Here is a 20,953-nt window from a genome sequence, read left to right as displayed (position 1 = left end):
ATATATCCATTTTAGGATGAGACAATGTGACTAATTAATACTATTTTTACGGTAAATACTGTTAGTAATAAATTGAGGATAGTTAGCTTTGAAAGGAGGCAACTATATGGAATGGAAACCAAATCGTGCAGATAAGACGCCTGTATATAAACAAATAGCGGATTATATTGAAAGAGGTATTTCTTCAGGTGAGTTTCCTTCTGACAGTAAGTTACCTTCTGAGCGCATGTTAGCAAAAGAATTACAGGTAAATAGGAGTACGATAGTAGCTGCATATGAAGAATTAAAATCACTTGGAGTAGTAGAACGGCAAAAAGGAAGCGGAACACGGGTGAATACAGACATATGGGGTGTTTCACATAAACGAATACCGAACTGGGGTAGGTACGTTGAGGATGGATCGTTCTTACCTAACGTACCACTCGTTCAACAAATTAGAACGGAAACACAAAAAGAAGACTTAATTAATTTAGCGAGTGGTGAATTGTCACCAGAATTAATTCCGAGTGATAGATTCCGAACAATTTTGTCGGAGAAAACATTTATGGAAAACCTCGGTTATGACCATCCACTTGGAAATGAAATGTTGAGAAAAACAATTGCGGCACATGTTCAGCAATATAAACAAATTGAAGCAGATTCGAATTCTATCCTTATTACATCAGGAGCACAGCAGGCACTTAATCTTATCGTTCAATGCTTATTAAAACCTGGCGATGCGATTGCAATTGAGGACCCTTCGTATTGTTTTTCACTGCCGATGTTTAAATCTGCTGGCTTAAAAATATTCCATTTACCTGTTGATCAGCATGGAATGAATCCAGAAGACTTAATTGATTTGCATAAAAAGCATCGTATTCGTATGGTATTTTTAAATCCGGATTATCAAAATCCAACTGGAACTGTGCTTTCATTAGCAAGACGTAAAAAGATTTTAGAACTGTCTTCTGAATTTGGTATACCGATTGTAGAAGATGATCCGTATAGCTTAACTTCATTTAATGGAGAAGTGAATCCAACATTAAAATCAATGGATCAAAACGGCAATGTTCTTTATATAAGTTCATTATCAAAAATTGTTGCATCAGGATTACGTATTGGTTGGATAATTGGCCCAATGCGTGTAATAGAACGTTTAGCGGATGCAAAGCAGCAAGTTGATTTTGGCCATAGCGTATTTACGCAGTGGGTGGCAAATCAATTTTTAGAATCAGAAGATTTTCATGCACATATTACAATGCTCCGTGGACAATTGAAGGAAAGAAGAGATGCGTTAATTAGAAAGCTTGAAGAAATATTAGGGGACCAGGTTGAATTCTTTGTTCCAGAGGGTGGAATACATTTATGGTGCAAAGTGCAAGGAACGTTTGATGAATATCATTTATTAGGTGAATCTATACGAAATGGTGTAGCGTTTGTCCCGGGGAGTGTTTTAGGTACTAAAAGTGAATATGTTCGTTTTACTTTTGGGAGAGTAAATGTCGAACAAATTCAGCTGGGAATGACGAGATTTGCGGAAACGTTAAATGAAATTTCATAATAGTAATGCGTAATATTGAAATGAGGGAAAGAAATGAAGTACGTGATGCTTTTACTTCAAGTAGGCGTGCTATATGTATTTAGCTTAGTTGGTACGTGGATTCAAGGGGTATTCCATCTATCAATGCCAGGAAGTTTAATAGGGATGTTAATGCTTTTTCTACTCCTTTCTATTCGTATTTTACCATTAAAGTGGTTTGAGGAAGGTGCGGAAAAGTTAATCGTATTTTTACCGTTATTTTTAATCCCTTCGACAACAGGACTGATGAAATACGGGTCTTTTCTTTTTAGTAAGGGAAGTAGTATATTCCTTTTAGTAGTTGCAAGTACGGTAGTAACTTTGATTGTTTCAGGGTATATAAGTCAATTAGTAGTAACATCCAAAAAATAAAATCGACAAGGTGCAAGATGCAAATGGTCTTAATTATTATTACAGTAGTAATTTATTTATTGGCGACAAAGTTATATAAAAAATTTACGTTTCCATTCACGTTACCGGTGTTAACAGTTACTACAATTATGATTTGTTTATTTTTGATTTTTGGTATTTCTCATCATGAGTATAGGGGAAATGGGGGAGACATTCTTTCAAGCTTATTGAGTCCTGCAATCGTAGCGTTAGCGATACCACTATTTAAAGAGCGAAAGATACTGATGAAAAACTTTTTATCGATACTAATCGGCGTAGTGACAGGTATACTGGCTTTAACGACTATGAATGTAGTGATTGGTGGAATGTTACATATAGATAAGGAACTTATACTAGCCACCCTACCACAATTAGCAACGATGCCTATTGCTATTTCAATAGCGGAGCAAATTGGTGGCATTCCATCTATGACTGCTAGTTTTGTAGTTGTTGCGGGAATAACAGGTGCTATGATTGGACCAACAGTACTTAAGTTGTTCCGTATAACAAGTACGATTGGAAAAGGCGTGGGAATGGGCTGCGCATCACATATTATCGGGGTAAGTCGTCTCGTGAAGGAAGGCGAGAGAGAAGCGACAATCGGTTCGGTGACGATGATTGTTACGGGAATACTTATTAGTATATTCATACCGTTTGGAACGAAATTTATATTTTGACATGTAATGGAGATGATGAAAATGACAACATGGTTTATAGTTACATTATTTGTTTTTGGAACTATTAAAGTATTAGTTTCTAGTATGCCGACTTCTGTTGTAGAATCAATTATTAGTAAATTTGAATTGCATCAAAAACTTGAGGAAGAGAATACCTCTATATCGATAGATGGAAAAAATATAGAGGGAGAAACGAAACTACAAGTTATTCATGAATTTAATGAGGCTTTATTTTTAGATAAGCATTATTTTCCGCCGCACGGGGAAGGAACACCAATCGTGATTAAAACGAAGAAAGGGAATAAAGAGATTAGCTTTTCTTTATATAGCCATGAAGAACATATTGATGTAATAAAGCAATATAAAAAGAAAATTGTTGCCTATCGTTTACGTTCAAAAAGTCTTCAAACTCTTGCACCATTAGTAATAACCGAAGAGTATGCTTAAGAAGAGATCTATAAGGATTTTTCAGACTGTAGACAAACTATTTTTTAAGAGTGCAGATGCTAAAAATAGTTTGTCTCTTACTTTATAGTGAATTTATCCAATGAGATATATACGTAGTGTTTTCTATGCTACAATTTACTATAAGTGAGGAAGGAAGGTGTCTTATGAAAATATCCGTTTATGTTGCAAGTGCATTTAGCAAGGATCATAAAGGCGGAAATAAAGCAGGAGTGGTATTTACTGAGAATAATACATTGACCACAACTCAAAAAATGGCAATAGCTAAACAACTGGGCTATGCGGAAACCGCATTTATATCAGAATCTGAAATTGCTGATTATAAATTTGAGTATTTTACACCAAAAGAAGAAGTTGATTTATGTGGTCACGCTACAATTGGCTCTTTCGTGATACTGATGCATTTAAATAAACTTTGCCAGAATCGCTATACGATTGAAACGAACAGCGGTGTTCTTACTATTACCATAAAAGATGACATCATATTTATGGAACAAAACAAACCGATATTCTATGATGTTGTATCTCCAAACGAGTTCATCGACTGTTTTGACATGAAAGCTATAGACGATAAATATCCAATTCAAATTGTCTCCACAGGCTTAAAAGATATTTTAATTCCTATAAAAAGCGAAACACGATTACATACACTGCAACCTAATTTTGAAAAAATTAAAGAAATTAGCAAGTATTATAATGTTGTCGGAATGCATCTATATACTTTTAATGACAATCGAATTATATGCAGAAATTTTGCTCCACTATACGACATCAATGAAGAAGCAGCGACTGGAACTTCAAACGGTGCATTAGCTTGCTACCTTTATGAACAGCACAACTTGCAAAAAGAAGTCTATGTATTTGAACAAGGTTATTCTTTACACTCGCCTTCTGAAATATTAGTTAAATTAGCAACCAATAGCAACAATAAAGTAGAAAAAGTTTATGTTGGCGGCAAAGGCTATTACTGTGAAACTAAGTATTTAAATGTAGAAAATATTGATTGAAAATAAAGAGATCTATAAGGATCTCTTTATTTTTGTATGAAATCATATACTTTCCAAATAAAAGAAAAGAAAATCATATAGCCAAATAAAGAATATGTATGATTCCAATCTAAGCTATGAATAAAGAAACCGAATCTTTCAGCAATCTGTTCAAAAATGCTAGCACAAATACCGATTGAAATAATAAAAAGAATTCTAGAAACTGTAGATAATCTTTTTGAAATTTGTATAAAAATCGTTGTTAAAATCGGTAGTACAAAGAGAGTAAAGCCGATGTTAACTGAAAATATGGAGGGAAAGGGTCTAACCGGAAAGGAATATAATTGTTTTGCAACAAAAAATGCATCTAAGTAAGTTCCGATAATAGAAGAGAGTAAGATTGTAATGACTAATGCGAAAAGGTTATTCGTCTTCTCGAAGGAGAACATTTTTCTTTGCAAGAATGGCAAGTTCAATTTTTTCGAGTGTTTTACAGTAGTCTTCTGTAATTTGTCCATTTATATTTTCCTCCTTATCCACTAAGTAATTTACGACTTGCCAGTCCGTAAACCAATCTTCACTGTCAACTTCTTCATGCTCTATATCTCGCCATGCGTAGATGAGTGCAGGACTGTATATACGATAAGCGCCATTACGCAACTGGCATTTCTTTATTCGGCGTTTATAAAACTCACGAGAAAAAGATTCATTCACACTTGAAAATAAATGAGGCCAGTAATCTTTCCTTGAGCCTGTATGAGGATGGTGTTGGGCCCAGCTTATTACTTGAGATAAAACATGTGTATCCCGAAATAATAATGAATACAACCTTTTTCCAATTAAGATCCGTTCGTGTAAGGAAGTGAAATGTTTCATTGTATCACCAAATAGTAATACGTTTTGTTTCTTATCATTTGCGTAGAATGGGAACAGGATATGATTAAACTGAAAGAAATCAAATAGTTTAAATCCAATACTATTTAGTACAGTCTTTTTAAAGTGTACATTTTGAATCACTCTTTTTTCTAAGTAGTTTTGTTCATTAATAATAGTTGCAATTGCTAATGTTTTTTTGTTACCTGTTTTCCAAAAATCGTTCCACATCGTTTCCATAAATGTAGAAACATTTAGGTGAGGGAGAAGGTGAAATAGCTTTTGTGCTCTTTTTACACTTTGTTCATAAAGCAGAAATTGAGGATAGACATCTTGAAAAATAAGCCAATTTCCTCTTTCTAAAAAAGAAAAAAATGTGATTTGCTCTTTCTCTGATAAAATTTTCGTATATAAATCTCCCCTTAAATCAGTCATATTCCAACCGCCGTTACGTGATACCATATGCCCAAGTAGTGCCCAATGTATTTGCGGATATTGAACGTAAAATTGGTAGTATGCACGTGTTCTTGTGACATTATTTTTATTTAGCTGTTCTGTCTGCATTTTTATGTTGTTGATGATGATTTGCTCTTCTTTCGTTAATTTATACATCGTGCCAGAATGAGTGAGTTTACTTTTTTGTTTCAATTCATTTTTCACATCAAATAGGGAGAGAGGCAGTGCCTTGGAAGGTCCGTTATATGTATGATTTGAATTGCTTCGGTACATTCCGTTACCTCCCTTTTCCATAAATTTAAACATGACTATTGGCTATGAATCATTCTATTTATTTTATTACGAGTATAAGAAATAAATGAGCGCTGTTTATTACAAGGAATTTATCATACAAACAGTATAAAAAATCTTACTGTTGTGAGGTGAAATGAAAAACAGAAACTATTTTTAATAGTTTCTGTTTTTTTATTTTGTCAATTAAATGTAACAAACGACGATTATGATTTGAATCAATTGAAAATAATTCAATAAATGTTAATTGAAATGCTTGGTAGGAGGAAAAGGAATGCTAAATAAAATAATTTTAATCACTGGTGGCACAGGTTCGTGGGGACATGAGCTTATAAAGCAACTATTAGAAAAATCACCGAAAGAAATTAGGGTTTTTTCAAGAAATGAAACGGTTCAGTTTGAAATGCAGCAACAGTTTATAAATGATGATAGATTAAAATTTATTATTGGAGATATTCGTGACAAGGATCAATTAGTTTATGCATGCCAAGGTGTACATTATGTATTCCATCTTGCAGCTTTAAAACATGTTCCAGTATGTGAGTATTATCCTTATGAAGCTATAAAAACTAATATACATGGTACGCAAAATGTAATCGAAGCATCTTTACAGATGCAAGTTGAGAAAGTTATATATGTTTCAACGGATAAAGCAGCCGATCCATCAAATACGTATGGGATGACAAAAGCAATTGGTGAAAAGTTAATGGTTCATGCGAATGTACAAACGAAGAAAACAAAATTTATTTGTGTTCGTGGTGGAAATGTTTTAGGGACGAGTGGAAGTGTGGTACCGCTTTTTAAAAAACAAATTAAAAAATCTTCACAAGTAGGGATTACCGATGCGAATATGACTAGATTTTTCTTATCAATTGAAGATGCTGTTGGATTGTTATTTAAAGCCGTATATCAAGGCAGAGGCGGAGAGATCTTTGTTATGAAAATGCCGGCATGTAAAATAACAGATTTAGCAGAAGTGTTAATTGAAGATTCGAAAAAAGAAAATGTGAAGTTAAAAGAGGTAGGGATCAGGCCGGGTGAAAAATTAAGTGAAATGCTTTTATCTGAGGTAGAGAGTAAAACGAGTATAAGTTTTGATCAAAATTATTTTGTGGTACTACCTACTATTCCTATAGAAGGGCTTCAAGAATATTATGCTAGTTTTCCGCTTGTGGATGTGAAGAGTTTTAGTTCACAACAAGACTTACTTGCAAAACATGAAGTGAAACAAATGCTATTAAAAGGAGGATTTTTACGATGAAAAAAAATGCGAGCCTTTTAATAACTGGTGCAAATGGTTTTACAGGACGCCATGCTTGCCAATATTTTTTAGAACAGGGCTTTCATGTAATTCCTATGTTTCAAAATCGTACACATAGAGAAAAAAATGAAAATGGTATTACTTGTAATTTAACGAATAAGAGCGAAGTAATGAAGGTAATGAAACAAATAAAGCCAGATTATGTATTACATTTAGCCGGTAGGAATTCAGTCATAGAGTCTTGGACAGCTGCTCTTGAATATGTAGAAATTAATGCAATAGGGACGTTATATTTATTAGAAGCAATTAAGCAAGAAGCCTCGCATTGTAGAACATTAGTTATAGGATCTGCTTTGCAAGCAGATAGTATAAACGAAATAAAAATTTCAAATCCATATAGTTTAAGTAAAACGATGCAAGTCATTATTGCAGAGGCTTGGGGCGAATTAATGGGTTCAAATATTATCATTGCAAAGCCCTCAAACTTAATTGGTCCAGGAGTATCAAATGGTATTTGTTCGATTCTCGCAAAAAAAATGATAGATATAGAATCAGGTAGAAGTAAAGCCATTATTGAAGTAAACAGTTTGAAAGATAGTAGGGATTTTCTAGATGTACGTGATGCGGTTAAAGCGTATCATGTGTTATTACGAGATGGAATAAATGGAAAACAGTATAATATCGGATCAGGAGTGAAACGATCTTTATTAGAGGTACTAGAACAATATAAAGAATTAACTCAGCTGAATTTTTTCATAGAGGAAACAGAAAAAAGTGGCAGTGATTCAAATGATAGTTTAGTAATAGAGGAAATAAAAAGGTTAGGTTGGATCCCAGAAATTCAATTCCATCAATCATTAAAAGATGTACTTGAGTATGCGAAGTGTAGTGACATCTGCATGCAATGAAAAACAAAAAGGGTGTAAGAAATATATGAATGGCTATGAAACAATAAATAATCAAAATACACTATTTCTTTTAATTGTTGATACGCTGGACTGGAAGAATGAAGAAGAGCATGCTTTGCGTATCTATGAGGCGATAAATAAATGTCGAGCCTATGTGGAAGGGAAAAAGGGTAATCGGAAAAATCCAGTAATAGATGCAGGAACTAGGCCTGTAATCCGAGTTTTTGCTCAGTATGAATGTAGTGAGTATGGAAATGATTTTTATAACCTCATGAAAGATTTTTTGCAAGATATAGGATTTGAGTTAAAGGTTTATATAAATAATGCTAAGGTTACTTACATGTAATAGATTAGTATAAAATAAGATTTTTTAATCATAAAGGTGGATATAAATTATGAATAAAAAGATTCTCTTTACTGGGGGCGGTACAGCCGGACACGTAATGATTAATATAGTATTGATTCCTAAATTTATGGAAAAAGGATGGGGAGTTGAGTATATTGGATCTCAAAATGGAATTGAAAAACTATTAGTTCAAAATGTTAAATACAATATTGTTTCAACAGGGAAGCTTAGGAGATATTGGGATTTGGAGAACTTTAAAGATCCTTTTAAAATAATAAAAGGTTGCATTCAAAGCTATAAATTAATGAAACGAATAAAACCAGATGTTATTTTTTCGGCAGGAGGCTTTGTTTCTGTTCCTGTAGTAATAGGAGCATGGATGAATAAAGTACCCGTAATAATACGTGAACCAGATAGTACGTTAGGATTAGCAAATAAAATAGCATTACCTTTTACTACAAAACTATGTACAACATTTCCTCAGACAGGAGAAAATGTAAGTAATGAGAAGAAGGTTTATGTAGGACCAGTTGTAAGGGAAGAAATTGAGAGAGGCAACGTATTGCGGGGAAGAAGCTATTGTAAATTTAAGCAAGATAAACCGGTATTGTTAATTATGGGTGGGAGTCAAGGCGCTCAATGGATAAATGATATGGTAAGAAAAAGTTTGGAAACATTGTTATTAAATTTTAATATTGTTCATATGTGCGGTAAAGGGAAGGTAGATTCATCTGTTGGCATGGAAGGTTATATGCAATTCGAATATATAGGGGAAGAATTGCCGCACATACTAAATATGGCGAGTGTTGTAGTTTCCAGAGCGGGTTCTACTGCTATTTCTGAATTGTTATTTTTGAAGAAACCGATGTTGCTTATCCCGTTAACTAACAGTTCCAGTAGGGGAGATCAAGTTTTAAATGCTGAATATTTTTCTCGGCAAGGATATGCGGAAGTTATACTTCAAGACAGAGTAAGTACGAATACATTTATACATGCAGTAAATAAGTTGTATACAAATAAGGAGAGATATATTCAAAACATGAATGGATATAAGAAAACTAATAATGAGGGGATTCATCAATTAATAGATATAATAAATGAAGTAGTGAAGTAATAGAAATGTAAATAAAAAACAAAAGGAAAGAAGATCTCTTCTTTCCTTTTTGCTATAGTTGTTCAAATTCATTATTACTTATAACAATTAGCCATGTACTATGGGTGAATCCCGATTTCTAATAGTTCAGTAAATGCATGCGTATGGATAGGTTTACTATAATAGTACCCTTGAATAAACTGACATTTATTTTTTTGAAGGAAACTCACGTGTTCTTTCGTTTCTACACCTTCAGCAATGACAGACATTCCTAATGTATTTGCTAATGTGATGATTGTTTTAATAATTTCCATTCCATCGTCACATGTTTCAGACATTGTAATAAATTCTCTTGGGATTTTTAACGTATCGATTGGATATAAAGGTAAGTAAGCTAGCGAAGAATAGCCTGTACCAAAGTCGTCGATTGAAATGTGAATCCCTAAACTTTTTAGTGTACGCAGTTTTATCAATGTTTCTCGCTCATCCATCATTGCAATTCGCTCTGTTAACTCAAGATCGAGAGAACTTGCTGGTAAACCAGTATTTGTTAATGTAGCAGAAATAGACTTTACAAAATCTTCTTGTTCAAATTCTTTAGCAGATAAATTTACACCTATTTTCAAATGTGAATATCCGCTTGTGTGCCAACGTTTCATTTGTTCACAAGCTTGTTGTAGTGTCCATTTTCCTATTGGAATGATTTGTAGCGTTTCTTCTGCAATCGGAATAAACTCGTATGGAGAAATAACACCTAATTCAGGATGATTCCACCTAATTAAAGCTTCAGCACCGATAATTTTGTTAGATTTGCTATCAACTTGAGGTTGATATAAAAGGAACAATTCTTCATTTTGAATTGCATTTGGTAAATCTTTTTCTAATCGTAATCGTCTTTCAATTTTTTTGGCAATTACATCATCATAAATAGAGACAGAATTAAGTTCTTTTGCTTTCGCATCATACATTGCAACATTAGCGTTTTTCAGAAGTGTAGCGGTATCGATTCCAGAATGTGGATAAATAGCGATGCCGATACTTATTGATAAAGTTAATGTATGTTCATATATGACAAACGATTTTTCCATGCATTTAAATAACTGGTTGCATAACTGGAATAAGGAATCTTCGTCAGTATAGTTTTCAATTAAGATTGTAAATTCATCGCCACCGATTCTTGATAGATGAGTATGTGATGGAAGACAGGATTGGAATCGCTTCGCTACTTCTTCTAATATGTAGTCTCCTGCCGAATGTCCAAGTGTATCGTTAACTGCTTTAAAGCGATCTAAGTCCAAATATAATAATGCAAACTCGCTTTCTGTCGTTTTAGCATTTTTTATAATTCTTTTTAATTTCTTATGGAAAAAGGCACGGTTCCCAATTTTCGTTACAGTATCATGGAATGCTAAATATTTAATTTCTTCTTGCTGTTTTTTTAGTGCAGTAATATCTTTCACCATAATATAGCTTCCTGAAATTTGACCGTCTATCATAATAGGGACGATGGTAACGTATAAAAAATAAGTAAAGCCATCTTTATATTGAGAACTAAGTTGTATGGATGCCGATTCTTGTTGTTTCACTTTTTCTAATGCTGATGCTAGTTTATGTTTATCTTCATCTAAAATAATCGAAAAACAAGTTTCACCAAGTAACTCATCCGTTGGTGCACCGAGTAGTATACTTCCAGCTTTATTTACATTTAAGAATACGCCATTTAAATCAATTGTAAAAATAGGGTCAGGATGATATTCATATAATGATTTGAATTTTTGTTGCTTTTGAGATAGAGCCTCTGATTTATGAACTAAATCTGAAGTTCGTAATCTAACTTTTTCTTCCAATTGGGCATTGAATACTTGTAAACGTTTGGTTAGAGAATTGTTTTGCATACGTACAATAGAATGACGAATGAGTACGAAAATAAAAGCAATACAATTTCCCGTAATGAGAATGGAAGATGCTGTTTGTTCTTTTAACGTAAACCCGATTAGTATTGCAACAGCAAGATAGGGAAATACAACTAAAGCCTTTTTTCCTATTATAGGGTTTACAATGAAATAATTTTTATGACTATTACGATCTTCTGAAATAGATCCAGCTATTGCAATAAGTAATATAGGTATTCTATATAAAAGACGTAATAGTGTTATCGTTTCAGTTGATAAATGGTTATGTAAGTAAAAATAAATATAGTTAAAAGTTGCAGAACTTATTAATACAAAAATAAAGATATAAATTTTCCGTTTAGAATTAAAAATTGTTGGACGGAAAAAGAGACTAACACCTAGTAGAAGAAATAATAAATCTGCAATTGGATATAGAAATGAAAGGAAAACATCTCCTAGTGAAAGAGAGAATATATTTAAATTTGGTTGATTAAATAAATACCACTCCAATGTGAATATGGAAGTAAGTACTATGCATATATCACAAATAAAGAACGCTTTTTCCCATTTATCGCATTCTTTTAGGATTTTATAGCAGAAAGCGATAAGACAGAAGAGTAGAAAAAGCATATAAAACACATCAGAAATAGTAAAACGATGTATTGGAATTTTGAAGAAACTCTCTTGATATGTATATACTATTTTTCCTAATAAAAAACTACCAATTGCTATCGTGATACATATCCAAAACGGATTTGAACTAACTTTTTTAGAATATATAGAATAAATGAGTGATACAAATGTAATGGCTTCAACAATAAGGGAAGCAAAGCGTACGTCTGAATTTGAAAAATGAGTAGGGAACAGATAAAAAAACATAAAATAGATTGAATAACATATTAATGTTCCAATTAATATACATATTTGTAAATTTTTATTGAATTCCAATGAAATCACCTTCTTTAATTATGCACTATGTTCGTAATATCTATACATAATAATATTATTTAAGAATTGTATCAGATTTCCTTATAAAAATCATGTTTATAAGGAAAGTATCGAAAAGTATAATTATTCTTAAGTTTTAAAGATATTGAGTTTGATAGTATATACTGCATCAAGATTTTAAATAGAAATTGTATATTTAGTCATCTTTTGAATTGTAAAGGTTTTTTAGTGATTTGAAAGTAGAGAGGCAAAATTGCATATAAAATGATAAAGGCTTTTTTGAATTTTAATTTTTGACTGATAGAGGTTATTTTAAGTAAGACCTTTGTATGTATTTATTCTTATACTAATGAGTAATTTCAAAAATGTGTTACGTATGTACAATAATACGTAACACATTTTTGAAATTTTTAGTATGGGAGGAAAATCATGAAAAATTTGGTGAAGTTTCGAATTGCACGTCCGACGAATAAGTTTGAAGAGGTTATAGCATTCTATGAAAAAGGATTAGGCTTAAAACGTATAGGTGAATTTTACGATCATGAAGGTTATGATGGGGTCATGTTTGGGCTCCCAGATGAAGAGTATCATTTAGAATTTACAAGACATATTGATGGGAGTCCTTGTCCAGCTCCGACAAAAGATAATTTACTTGTATTTTATATGAGTGAAGATAGTGAAATGAAAAAGGTGAGTAAAAGGCTGCATGCATTGGGATACGATGAAGTGGAACCAGAAAATCCATATTGGAAAGATAAGGGGATAACGATTGAGGACCCAGATGGTTGGAGAATTGTGTTGATGAAAATAGAAGAATAAGGGGTAACAAAACTGATAAGAACAAGGTTTCAAATTGGATAGGGTAAAATAAATCAGCTTTCTTCTAGGAAATAAAAATAGAAGGAAGCTGATTTATTTTTAGTCTGAAAATTTAAATTTGACAATCAATTGTAGGGGATGTAAATTGGGAACGTGTATTCTTATAAATTTGATAGTGTTGCCATTCAAAAGGAATGTATAAATAGGGAGGATTTTTTATGTTATTTCGAATTGAAGATGCAGAAATATACTATGAAATTGTTGGAGAAGGAAAACCAGTCATTATCATACATGGCTGTGCTCCTGACCATAGGTTAATGATGGAATGTATGGAATCAGTATTTCAAAAGTATGAAGGTTATAAGCGAATATATATTGATTTACCTGGAATGGGAAAATCGAATGCTCCAGATTGGATAAATAGTTCAGATCGTGTAGTAGAAGTGCTTATCCCATTTATTGAAGAAATCATTTCTACTGAAGAATTTTTATTGGTAGGAGAGTCATATGGAGGTTATTTAGCCAGAGGAATACTCACAAAGTTGTTTGAAAGAGTTAACGGATTATTATTAGTATGCCCTGTTGTTGTAGCGGAGCCAGAAAAAAGGATCCTTCCAGATAAACAAGTAATTTTACAAGATGAGGAACTTTTAAATAAGCTCACTTCTATGGAAAGAGAAGCATTTTGTGAGTTAGCAGTGATAGCAAATGAATATACATATAAGCGATTTCAAGAGGAAATTAAGCCAGGACTAGATATTGCTAATTATGAATTTATTGAAAGATTGCAAAAGAATTACTCTCTTACTATGGATTTTCACCGTAAGAAATATGAGAAACCCGTTCTTTTATTAGCCGGAAGACAAGATATATCGGTAGGTTATCAAGATATTATAGAAATTATTGATGATTACCCAAGAGCGACATTAGCGGTGTTAGATATGGCAGGGCATAATTTGCAAATTGAACAGCCTGAATTATTTGAGAGTTTAGTAGGAGAATGGATTAGACGAACAAATCAGCAAAGTTTATAAAAAACGAATGAATATTTTCAAGGAGGAAGTATGAATACATATATTTATATGGTTAGGCATGGTGAATCACCAAAATTAGAAGGGAGTGAAAGAACACGGGGATTAACTGAAAAGGGAAGTTTAGACGCTCATAGAGTAACGGACATATTAAAAGCAGAGGCAATTGATACTTTTATTTCAAGTCCGTATAAAAGGGCTGTGTTAATGATAGAAAAAGCAGCCAATTTCTATGAAAAAGAAGTATTAATATATGAAAATCTCAAAGAGTGTATGTTTTTAAGTGAGGATCAGGTTATATCAGATAAAGAAGTGTATCCACTTGTAAAGAAGATGTTCTCTAATCCGGACTTTGCACGAACGGAAGGAGAGTCATATACGGATTGCCAGAGAAGAGTAGTGAAAGTATTAAGAGAAATCTTAATGGATTTTCAAGGACAAAAAATTGTAATTGGTACACATGGGCTTGTCATGACATTAATGATGAACTATTTTGATGAACAATATGATTTTGAATTTTTAATGAATACGTCAAAACCAGATATATATAAGATGGAATTTAATGAAGAACAATTAATGAATGTAGAGAGATTATGGAAAGCGGAATAAAGTTGGTTGTATGGATTTTGTTGTAAAAGTTACTTTTATAGCAAAATCTTTTTTATTTCAATAGAAAGCATTTTTATCAACTATTTTTAGAATGTTAAATCAATAAGTAATTATTCAGTTTCTGAATAATATAATTGAAAGTTGGTTTAAGTAAACAATTTTAAATGTGACAAAACTCCAAACGTTGGATTTATATTCAATAGGAGAAAAAGATGTAGAAGTTTGTCTTACTGTCCTCGTTTACTTTTTATTTCATTACATATAGGCTTTGTGGTGTAAGGGAGGACATCACCTTTACGCAAAATCTATAAGGAGGTCATTGTAATGAAACAAATTAAAAAGTTTGCGGGAGTTGCTTTAGCGGGGACGATTGGATTAAGTGGACTACTGTTTTTAGAACCAAGTATAAGCGCTGCGGAATCACAGCAAGTGAAAGAGGAGAATTTCAATGCAATTGATGTATCGATGAATCTAAATGAATTATATGTATTAAGTGGCAGAAGCATTGATATTCTTTCTGGAGATAAAGAAGCAATTCAGCTAAATAAATACACAATTCGTTTTAGTAAACCCGGGAAGTACGTTATTAGGGTAAATGGTTGTATTTATAACGATGTATATACTTTTATTGTGAATGGTTAGTATATCTTCTTAAATTATGGAATAAAAAAGAAACACCCTATTTGCGGTGAGAATCGTAAATAGGGTGAATTTATTTGTATTAAATTGTACTTTAAACATGTTCACTAATTTTCTTTTTGTTATGTAGAGTATGTAAAAGTGTTTGAAATACCTTAAATGATTGCTGAAAGATTGGACTTTGAATAAAGGTATACAGAAAAGTTACGATAAAAACAGGACCACCTAGCATAAATCCAATAACTAGTACAATGCATTCTACAATGATTCGAGCACGGCTAATAGATAGACCTGTTTTGTCGGAAATAGTAAGCATGAATCCATCACGAGGTCCAGCACCAATTCCAGCCGCAACATACATACCTCCACCGATACCTGTAATGGCAATACCAGAAAATAAAATGAGTAAGTTTATCCATAAATAATCACTAGCGTTTGGAAGAATATTTGATTGTAAGAAAAAGTCCATAATGGGACCGATAAGTAGTGCATTTAAAAATGTTCCCACATTTATATATTTTCGATCTACTAGTAAAGAAATGAGAACGAGACATAACCCACATATGACACTCCACGTACCAATCGTCCATCCAAACCTTTGGTAGAGAGCCATATTTAAAACTTCCCAAGGATGTAAACCGAGAAATTTTACTTTGACTGCAAGAGCATTTCCAAGCCCAAAGAAGATTAACCCTAAGAAAAAAAGAAAATAGCGAAAGAGAGTTAGCCTCATTTTTAAAACCTCCCATATTGTATAATTATGTATATTACATGTAAGGGTTTTAATGTACAAATTTTACGACTTTTCAGACGGTATTTAAAATAGCTAAAATACAAATGAAATATATGTATTCACAGTCAAAAAAGTTAAAATATTTCGTCTCAAGGATTATAATAGAGAAAGAAGTATAAAAGGGAGTGAATGAATTTGAAACAAGAACTTATTGAAAGATTTACGAGATATGTAAAGATTGATACGCAATCAAATGAAGACAGTCATACAGTGCCAACAACACCAGGACAAATTGAGTTTGGTAAGTTATTAGTTGAAGAGTTAAAAGAAATTGGGTTAACAGAAGTAACGATGGACGATAACGGATATGTAATGGCAACACTTCCGGCTAATACGGATAAGGATGTTCCTGTAATCGGCTTTTTAGCACATTTAGATACAGCAACAGACTTTACTGGAAAAAATGTAAAACCACAAATTCATGAAAACTTTGACGGGAACGCAATTACATTAAATGAAGAGCTTAATGTTGTATTAACGCCAGAACAGTTCCCAGAATTACCGTCTTATAAAGGACATACGATTATTACAACGGACGGTACAACACTGTTAGGAGCAGATGATAAAGCTGGTCTTACAGAAATTATGGTTGCAATGAATTATTTAATACATAATCCGCAAATTAAACATGGGAAAATTAGAGTTGCGTTTACGCCGGATGAAGAAATTGGCCGCGGCCCAGCGCATTTTGATGTAGAAGCGTTTGGCGCTTCATTTGCTTATACGATGGATGGAGGTCCATTAGGTGGTTTAGAGTATGAAAGCTTTAATGCTGCAGGTGCTAAGTTAACGTTTAACGGAACGAATACACATCCTGGAACAGCGAAAAATAAAATGCGTAACGCAACTAAACTTGCTATGGAATTTAATAGCTATTTACCAGTAGAAGAGGCACCAGAATATACAGAGGGGTATGAAGGATTCTATCATTTACTTTCTTTAAATGGTGATGTTGAGCAAAGTAAAGCGTATTATATTATTCGAGATTTTGATCGTGAAAATTTTGAAGCGCGTAAACATAACGTTGAAAATATTGTGAAGCAAATGCAAGAGAAGTATGGACGAGATGCAGTCGTTTTAGAAATGAATGATCAATACTATAACATGCTTGAAAAGATTGAACCAGTGAGAGAAATTGTTGATATTGCATATGAGGCAATGAAAAGTTTAAATATCGAACCAAATATTCATCCGATTCGTGGTGGAACAGATGGATCACAATTATCGTATATGGGATTACCAACCCCAAACATTTTCACAGGTGGTGAAAACTATCACGGTAAATTTGAGTATGTTTCGGTAGATGTTATGGAAAAAGCTGTTCAAGTTATTATAGAAATTGCAAGACGATTTGAAGAACAAGCTTAAAAAAGAACCAAGTAGTGCAAAAACGCTACTTGGTTTTTTAGTATAATACTCGCCACAAATAAAAAGTTGCGTAAGACTCCCAGTTGATCCAATTTGCCGCAAAATCTTTTATTTCCTGTTTAGTCGGTTTACTTTTAGAACCTGTTATATATTTAATTGCATTGTGCAAACCAACATCGTCAATTGGAAAAGCGGAAGGGAATCGTAAACAGCGCATTAAAACATAGTGAGCGGTCCACGGACCTATACCATGTATAGCAGTTAATTGTTTTTCAGCAATCTTTACATCTTGTGTTTGTAGTAAAGATTCTTTTGATAGTTTTCCTTCTGTAATAAGCTTTGCAATACCGATTAAATATTCACATTTTCTAGTCGTCATTTTTAAATTTTTGAGATCCTCTACGTGTAAATTGGCAATTGTTTCATGTGATGGGAATATCCAATGCTTTCTATCGTTCCATTCTACATAACTTCCAAATGTCTCGACTAATCTTCTTTTTAGTGTATAAGCATAAGTGAGGTTAATTTGCTGCCCGATAATTCCCCAGGAAAGTGCCTCAAATAAGTCTGGAATACCTAAAGTACGAAGGCCATAATATTGTTCAATTGGTCTTTGAAGGAGTACATCATGTTTAGCTAATGTATAAAAGGGAGCTAAATCAGTAGTTAAATCAAACCATTCAGTTACATAGTTAGCTACAGCATCGCGTATCGGTTTTGCAGAGATATAGGTTTCTCCTAAAAAACGTATTTGAATAGTATCATCCGCATTCATACTAATTTCAACTAAAGGATTTACATCGTGAACAGGGATAACTTTATAAATTTTGTTATCTTCAATGTGGAACATACATTCATTGTTAGAACGGGATAGATAGCGTAAATTTTCTTGAAAACTAAATTCTGTTGGAACTGTTAAAGTTAATGCGTTACTATATTCGGCTGTCATATGAATTCCACCTGTAATTTTTCTAATGCAAGCAATTCTTTCTTCATTTCTAATCCCCCTCTAAAACCAGTTAGTTTACCATTCTTTCCAATAACACGGTGGCAAGGAATCATAATGAGAATTGGGTTGGCAGCAATAGCAGACGCAACGGCACGTACCGCTGTAGGTTTTTGAATTTTATCTGCAATTTCTGTATAAGAATATGTTTTTCCATAAGGAATTTCACGTACCGTACTCCAAACAGATAATTGAAATGCAGTTCCGTAAGCAGCGATAGGGGATGTAAAGGTTTCTCTCTTGTTTTCTAAATACTCGATCATTTCTTTTGTATATATTTGTAAGTAATCTGGACTATGGATCAATATATGTTGAGGCAGTTTTTTTCTAGCCCATATATTTACTTCTTCAAAGGTTTCGTTTTGTGATCCAATGAAACATAGTCCAGTTTCAGTTGCAGCAATATGAAACTTCCAATTTGCATGTGTCAGTAGCGTCCAATATATATAATTATTTTTGTAAGAATTCATTATTGTATCCCTCTTTCATTTCATTCTTTTTTCGATATTCAGTAGGGGTAAATCCAGTTTTCTTTTTAAATAAAGTTGCGAAATATTCTGGGTTTTCTATCCCGACGGCAGTACTAATTTCTTTAATGGGTTGATTTGTGTGTAAAAGGTGTTCTGCTGCTTTAACAATTCTGAACTGCTGTATATATTCTATCGGACTTATTCCTGTCATTTTTTTGAAAGTGCGTTGTAAATGAAAGGGGCTACCATGGCACATTTCCGCAAGTATGTCTAGAGTTAATAATTCATCAAAGTGTTTTTCGATATACTCTTTAATTTGTTCTACCCACTCTTCATTAGGTAAAGTGAGCCCATTTGGTTTACAACGTTTGCACGGGCGAAAGTTTTCACTTAATGCTTGCTCTGCATGATGAAAAATTCGTACATTGTTTTTATTCGGTATTCTTGATTTGCATGACGGTCGGCAAAAAACCCCGGTTGATTTCACGGCATAAAAGAATTTGCTATCATAGGAAGAATCATTATGAATAATTGCTTGCCAATGCTCATTTGTTAACGTAACTCCTTCATTGTGCAAAGAACATCACCTCTGAAATTAGTATAACCTGAATAAAGTGTGTATGTATGTATTCATAAATGTAAGAGCAAGATTACAAAGGTGAAAATATTGGATGGCGTTTAGATTATTTTGTTGTTTCCGAGAGAATGAAAGACCAAATAACAGCGGCGAAAATTAATAGTGAAGTAATGGGGTCAGACCATTGCCCAGTTGAATTACATATAAATTTCTAAAAAAAGAAGTATCTACCTAACATGAGGCGGATACTTCTTTTTTAATTCAGTTTGTTAAAATTTTTCAAATCTTTCTTGAAATAATTACATATTAAATATATAATTAGTAACGATAATCATTATCAATAAAAAGATTATCAATGGGTGAGGTATAAAAGAATTATAGCTTAGGGGAAGTGAACGAGAATGAGTTCTGGATAGAATTATTAATCTAATAAAATATATATGTAGGACAAGTTTCATATAGTTAAATTTTATTGAGAATATAGTTTGGAAATTCGAGAGGAGATATTTAAAGATGAATAAGAAGTTATTTACATTAGGTATGGTAACAGTTTTAAGTGTAGGACTAGCAGCATGTAATAGTGCGGATAAAACTTCAGGAGAAAAAACTCAACAGACAAAGGCTAGTGAGACGAAAAAAGACGAAAAACGAAAAATTACATATTTAGGTAAAGAATATACAGTGCCAGCAAAAGTAGATAAAATTGCAACAGCTAGTTTAGAGTCAATGGAAGATGCAGCAGTACTTGGAATTAAACCAGTTGGTGCGATTACGGTTGGTGGTAAATTACCAAAGTATCTGGAGAAAGATTTAGAAGGTGCGAAATCTGTTGGTGAGAAAATGCAACCAAATTTCGAAACATTACTTCAATTAAAACCAGACGTTATTACATCTAGTACGAAATTCCCAGCAGAAACAGCTGAAAAGTTTACGAAAGTAGCTCCTACATTCCCGGTATCACATGTTTCAACAAATTGGGAAGATAACTTAAAGTTAATGGGGGAATTAACTGGTAAAAAAGATAAAGCTGAAAAAATTATTAAAGATTACAATGCGGACGCTGAAAAAGCAAAAGCAAAACTAGGAGATAAGTTAAAAGACAAAAAAGTCCTTGTAATCAGACTAAGAGCAAACGAATTATTCCTATACCCAGAAGGAGTATACTTCAACCCTGTAATTTATAAAGATCTTGGATTAACTGTTCCAGAACAATTGAAAACTGTAAAAGCACAAGAGAAAATTTCATTTGAAAAACTTGCTGAACTAAACCCAGATTATATTTTCTTACAATATGAAACAACTGAAAATAAAAACCCGAAAGTGCTAGAAGAAATTGAAAATAATCCAATTTGGCAAAGTATGAATGCTGCGAAAGAAAAGAAAGTATTTGTAAACGTTGTTGATCCAATGGCACAAGGTGGTACTGCTTGGAGTAAAACAGCGTTCTTAAAAGAAACAGTGAAAAATTTATCTAAATAATACAATAAGTAAGGTGCG

22 protein-coding genes and 1 pseudogene are annotated in these 20,953 nt (G+C 32.9%); 16 read left to right on the top strand and 7 right to left on the bottom strand.

Annotated elements, in window-relative coordinates:
• The first annotated feature begins 106 nt into the window (after positions 1-106).
• The 5 genes from pdxR to BAQ46_RS06340 all read left to right on the top strand — a co-directional run bounded on the left by pdxR (position 107) and on the right by BAQ46_RS06340 (position 4,097).
• Positions 107-1,540, top strand: a complete 1,434-nt coding sequence (gene pdxR / locus BAQ46_RS06360) for a MocR-like pyridoxine biosynthesis transcription factor PdxR (RefSeq protein ID WP_000454974.1) — start codon at positions 107-109, stop codon at positions 1,538-1,540.
• A gap of 33 nt (positions 1,541-1,573) precedes the next feature.
• Positions 1,574-1,930, top strand: a complete 357-nt coding sequence (locus BAQ46_RS06355; RefSeq protein WP_000878384.1) for a CidA/LrgA family holin-like protein — start codon at positions 1,574-1,576, stop codon at positions 1,928-1,930.
• A 23-nt stretch (positions 1,931-1,953) separates the two neighbouring features.
• A complete protein-coding gene (locus BAQ46_RS06350) occupies positions 1,954-2,625 on the top strand; it encodes an LrgB family protein (protein WP_000242953.1) in 672 nt (223 codons plus the stop codon).
• A 21-nt stretch (positions 2,626-2,646) separates the two neighbouring features.
• Positions 2,647-3,072, top strand: coding sequence for a YfmQ family protein (locus BAQ46_RS06345; RefSeq protein WP_071741796.1), 426 nt, complete (start codon positions 2,647-2,649; stop codon positions 3,070-3,072).
• A gap of 164 nt (positions 3,073-3,236) precedes the next feature.
• Positions 3,237-4,097, top strand: coding sequence for a PhzF family phenazine biosynthesis protein (locus tag BAQ46_RS06340; RefSeq protein ID WP_000704342.1), 861 nt, complete (start codon positions 3,237-3,239; stop codon positions 4,095-4,097).
• 26 nt (positions 4,098-4,123) lie between these two features.
• Here the strand turns inward: BAQ46_RS06340 and BAQ46_RS06335 are convergent, their stop codons facing one another.
• Both BAQ46_RS06335 and BAQ46_RS06330 read right to left on the bottom strand, forming a co-directional pair.
• Positions 4,124-4,525, bottom strand: coding sequence for a CBO0543 family protein (locus BAQ46_RS06335; protein ID WP_033670720.1), 402 nt, complete (start codon positions 4,523-4,525; stop codon positions 4,124-4,126).
• A complete protein-coding gene (locus BAQ46_RS06330) occupies positions 4,500-5,678 on the bottom strand; it encodes a DUF2515 domain-containing protein (RefSeq protein ID WP_071741795.1) in 1,179 nt (392 codons plus the stop codon). The genes BAQ46_RS06335 and BAQ46_RS06330 overlap by 26 nt, the downstream gene beginning before the upstream one ends.
• A gap of 292 nt (positions 5,679-5,970) precedes the next feature.
• On the opposite strand from BAQ46_RS06330, the gene BAQ46_RS06325 reads away from it, so the two are divergent.
• From BAQ46_RS06325 to BAQ46_RS06310, 4 genes are read left to right on the top strand one after another with little or no spacing between them, the layout of a single operon-like run.
• A complete protein-coding gene (locus tag BAQ46_RS06325) occupies positions 5,971-6,957 on the top strand; it encodes a UDP-N-acetylglucosamine 4,6-dehydratase family protein (RefSeq protein WP_000932605.1) in 987 nt (328 codons plus the stop codon).
• Positions 6,954-7,865, top strand: coding sequence for an SDR family oxidoreductase (locus BAQ46_RS06320; RefSeq protein WP_000739104.1), 912 nt, complete (start codon positions 6,954-6,956; stop codon positions 7,863-7,865). Before BAQ46_RS06325 ends, BAQ46_RS06320 begins: the two co-directional genes overlap by 4 nt.
• A gap of 25 nt (positions 7,866-7,890) precedes the next feature.
• Complete coding sequence (locus tag BAQ46_RS06315) at positions 7,891-8,211, top strand: DUF6572 domain-containing protein (protein WP_071741794.1); 321 nt, start codon at positions 7,891-7,893, stop codon at positions 8,209-8,211.
• A gap of 49 nt (positions 8,212-8,260) precedes the next feature.
• Entirely contained in the window at positions 8,261-9,325 is a 1,065-nt protein-coding gene (locus BAQ46_RS06310; RefSeq protein WP_001035068.1) for an undecaprenyldiphospho-muramoylpentapeptide beta-N-acetylglucosaminyltransferase, read from the top strand.
• A 98-nt stretch (positions 9,326-9,423) separates the two neighbouring features.
• Here the strand turns inward: BAQ46_RS06310 and BAQ46_RS06305 are convergent, their stop codons facing one another.
• Positions 9,424-12,144 (bottom strand): putative bifunctional diguanylate cyclase/phosphodiesterase, encoded by a 2,721-nt coding sequence (locus BAQ46_RS06305; RefSeq protein WP_071741793.1) that lies wholly within the window; start codon positions 12,142-12,144, stop codon positions 9,424-9,426.
• A 429-nt stretch (positions 12,145-12,573) separates the two neighbouring features.
• On the opposite strand from BAQ46_RS06305, the gene BAQ46_RS06300 reads away from it, so the two are divergent.
• The 4 genes from BAQ46_RS06300 to BAQ46_RS06285 all read left to right on the top strand — a co-directional run bounded on the left by BAQ46_RS06300 (position 12,574) and on the right by BAQ46_RS06285 (position 15,245).
• A complete protein-coding gene (locus BAQ46_RS06300) occupies positions 12,574-12,963 on the top strand; it encodes a VOC family protein (RefSeq protein ID WP_061131621.1) in 390 nt (129 codons plus the stop codon).
• Between the two features lie 218 nt (positions 12,964-13,181).
• Positions 13,182-13,997: an alpha/beta fold hydrolase gene (locus tag BAQ46_RS06295; RefSeq protein ID WP_071678835.1), complete on the top strand. Its 816-nt coding sequence runs from the start codon at positions 13,182-13,184 to the stop codon at positions 13,995-13,997.
• Positions 13,998-14,027: 30 nt separating this feature from the next.
• Positions 14,028-14,603, top strand: coding sequence for a histidine phosphatase family protein (locus tag BAQ46_RS06290; protein WP_071741792.1), 576 nt, complete (start codon positions 14,028-14,030; stop codon positions 14,601-14,603).
• 324 nt (positions 14,604-14,927) lie between these two features.
• On the top strand, positions 14,928-15,245 hold the full coding sequence (locus BAQ46_RS06285) for a hypothetical protein (protein ID WP_000809488.1): 318 nt from the start codon (positions 14,928-14,930) through the stop codon (positions 15,243-15,245).
• Positions 15,246-15,336: 91 nt separating this feature from the next.
• On the opposite strand, the gene BAQ46_RS06280 is transcribed toward BAQ46_RS06285, so the two are convergent.
• Entirely contained in the window at positions 15,337-15,975 is a 639-nt protein-coding gene (locus BAQ46_RS06280; protein WP_001241263.1) for a YczE/YyaS/YitT family protein, read from the bottom strand.
• Positions 15,976-16,170: 195 nt separating this feature from the next.
• Here BAQ46_RS06280 and pepT point away from each other — a divergent pair, with 195 nt between their 5' ends.
• The gene (gene pepT, locus BAQ46_RS06275) at positions 16,171-17,403 is read left to right on the top strand and encodes a peptidase T (protein ID WP_000806991.1); all 1,233 of its coding nucleotides are present in this window, start codon (positions 16,171-16,173) and stop codon (positions 17,401-17,403) included.
• Positions 17,404-17,440: 37 nt separating this feature from the next.
• On the opposite strand, the gene alkA is transcribed toward pepT, so the two are convergent.
• From alkA to adaA, 3 genes are read right to left on the bottom strand one after another with little or no spacing between them, the layout of a single operon-like run.
• A complete protein-coding gene (alkA, locus tag BAQ46_RS06270; RefSeq protein WP_061131624.1) occupies positions 17,441-18,352 on the bottom strand; it encodes a DNA-3-methyladenine glycosidase II in 912 nt (303 codons plus the stop codon).
• A complete protein-coding gene (locus tag BAQ46_RS06265) occupies positions 18,349-18,879 on the bottom strand; it encodes a methylated-DNA--[protein]-cysteine S-methyltransferase (RefSeq protein ID WP_071741791.1) in 531 nt (176 codons plus the stop codon). The genes alkA and BAQ46_RS06265 overlap by 4 nt, the downstream gene beginning before the upstream one ends.
• Entirely contained in the window at positions 18,860-19,456 is a 597-nt protein-coding gene (gene adaA, locus BAQ46_RS06260; RefSeq protein ID WP_000551319.1) for a bifunctional transcriptional activator/DNA repair enzyme AdaA, read from the bottom strand. Before adaA ends, BAQ46_RS06265 begins: the two co-directional genes overlap by 20 nt.
• Before the next feature lie 77 nt (positions 19,457-19,533).
• Here adaA and BAQ46_RS06255 point away from each other — a divergent pair.
• Positions 19,534-19,671 (top strand): annotated as a pseudogene (locus BAQ46_RS06255) (exodeoxyribonuclease III); the annotation flags it as partial.
• Between the two features lie 298 nt (positions 19,672-19,969).
• Positions 19,970-20,935 (top strand): iron-hydroxamate ABC transporter substrate-binding protein, encoded by a 966-nt coding sequence (locus tag BAQ46_RS06250; RefSeq protein ID WP_061131627.1) that lies wholly within the window; start codon positions 19,970-19,972, stop codon positions 20,933-20,935.
• Positions 20,936-20,953 lie beyond the last annotated feature (18 nt).

The organism is Bacillus paranthracis (genome assembly GCF_001883995.1).
Taxonomy (GTDB): domain Bacteria; phylum Bacillota; class Bacilli; order Bacillales; family Bacillaceae_G; genus Bacillus_A; species Bacillus_A paranthracis.
Note: the sequence above shows the minus strand (reverse complement) of the source record. Positions and strands in the feature narration are given on the sequence as shown.

What these genes read in the sequence shown, in the direction of transcription:
- BAQ46_RS06250 (WP_061131627.1), top strand. Translation starts at nt 19,970, where the DNA reads ATGAATAAGAAGTTATTTACATTAGGTATGGTAACAGTTTTAAGTGTA.
- BAQ46_RS06300 (WP_061131621.1), top strand. Translation starts at nt 12,574, where the DNA reads ATGAAAAATTTGGTGAAGTTTCGAATTGCACGTCCGACGAATAAGTTT.
- BAQ46_RS06290 (WP_071741792.1), top strand. Translation starts at nt 14,028, where the DNA reads ATGAATACATATATTTATATGGTTAGGCATGGTGAATCACCAAAATTA.
- BAQ46_RS06310 (WP_001035068.1), top strand. Translation starts at nt 8,261, where the DNA reads ATGAATAAAAAGATTCTCTTTACTGGGGGCGGTACAGCCGGACACGTA.
- BAQ46_RS06355 (WP_000878384.1), top strand. Translation starts at nt 1,574, where the DNA reads ATGAAGTACGTGATGCTTTTACTTCAAGTAGGCGTGCTATATGTATTT.
- BAQ46_RS06285 (WP_000809488.1), top strand. Translation starts at nt 14,928, where the DNA reads ATGAAACAAATTAAAAAGTTTGCGGGAGTTGCTTTAGCGGGGACGATT.
- BAQ46_RS06320 (WP_000739104.1), top strand. Translation starts at nt 6,954, where the DNA reads ATGAAAAAAAATGCGAGCCTTTTAATAACTGGTGCAAATGGTTTTACA.
- BAQ46_RS06280 (WP_001241263.1), bottom strand. Translation starts at nt 15,975, where the DNA reads ATGAGGCTAACTCTCTTTCGCTATTTTCTTTTTTTCTTAGGGTTAATC.
- BAQ46_RS06330 (WP_071741795.1), bottom strand. Translation starts at nt 5,678, where the DNA reads ATGTACCGAAGCAATTCAAATCATACATATAACGGACCTTCCAAGGCA.
- alkA (WP_061131624.1), bottom strand. Translation starts at nt 18,352, where the DNA reads ATGACAGCCGAATATAGTAACGCATTAACTTTAACAGTTCCAACAGAA.
- BAQ46_RS06295 (WP_071678835.1), top strand. Translation starts at nt 13,182, where the DNA reads ATGTTATTTCGAATTGAAGATGCAGAAATATACTATGAAATTGTTGGA.
- BAQ46_RS06345 (WP_071741796.1), top strand. Translation starts at nt 2,647, where the DNA reads ATGACAACATGGTTTATAGTTACATTATTTGTTTTTGGAACTATTAAA.
- BAQ46_RS06315 (WP_071741794.1), top strand. Translation starts at nt 7,891, where the DNA reads ATGAATGGCTATGAAACAATAAATAATCAAAATACACTATTTCTTTTA.
- BAQ46_RS06325 (WP_000932605.1), top strand. Translation starts at nt 5,971, where the DNA reads ATGCTAAATAAAATAATTTTAATCACTGGTGGCACAGGTTCGTGGGGA.
- BAQ46_RS06350 (WP_000242953.1), top strand. Translation starts at nt 1,954, where the DNA reads ATGGTCTTAATTATTATTACAGTAGTAATTTATTTATTGGCGACAAAG.
- pdxR (WP_000454974.1), top strand. Translation starts at nt 107, where the DNA reads ATGGAATGGAAACCAAATCGTGCAGATAAGACGCCTGTATATAAACAA.
- BAQ46_RS06335 (WP_033670720.1), bottom strand. Translation starts at nt 4,525, where the DNA reads ATGTTCTCCTTCGAGAAGACGAATAACCTTTTCGCATTAGTCATTACA.
- BAQ46_RS06340 (WP_000704342.1), top strand. Translation starts at nt 3,237, where the DNA reads ATGAAAATATCCGTTTATGTTGCAAGTGCATTTAGCAAGGATCATAAA.
- BAQ46_RS06265 (WP_071741791.1), bottom strand. Translation starts at nt 18,879, where the DNA reads ATGAATTCTTACAAAAATAATTATATATATTGGACGCTACTGACACAT.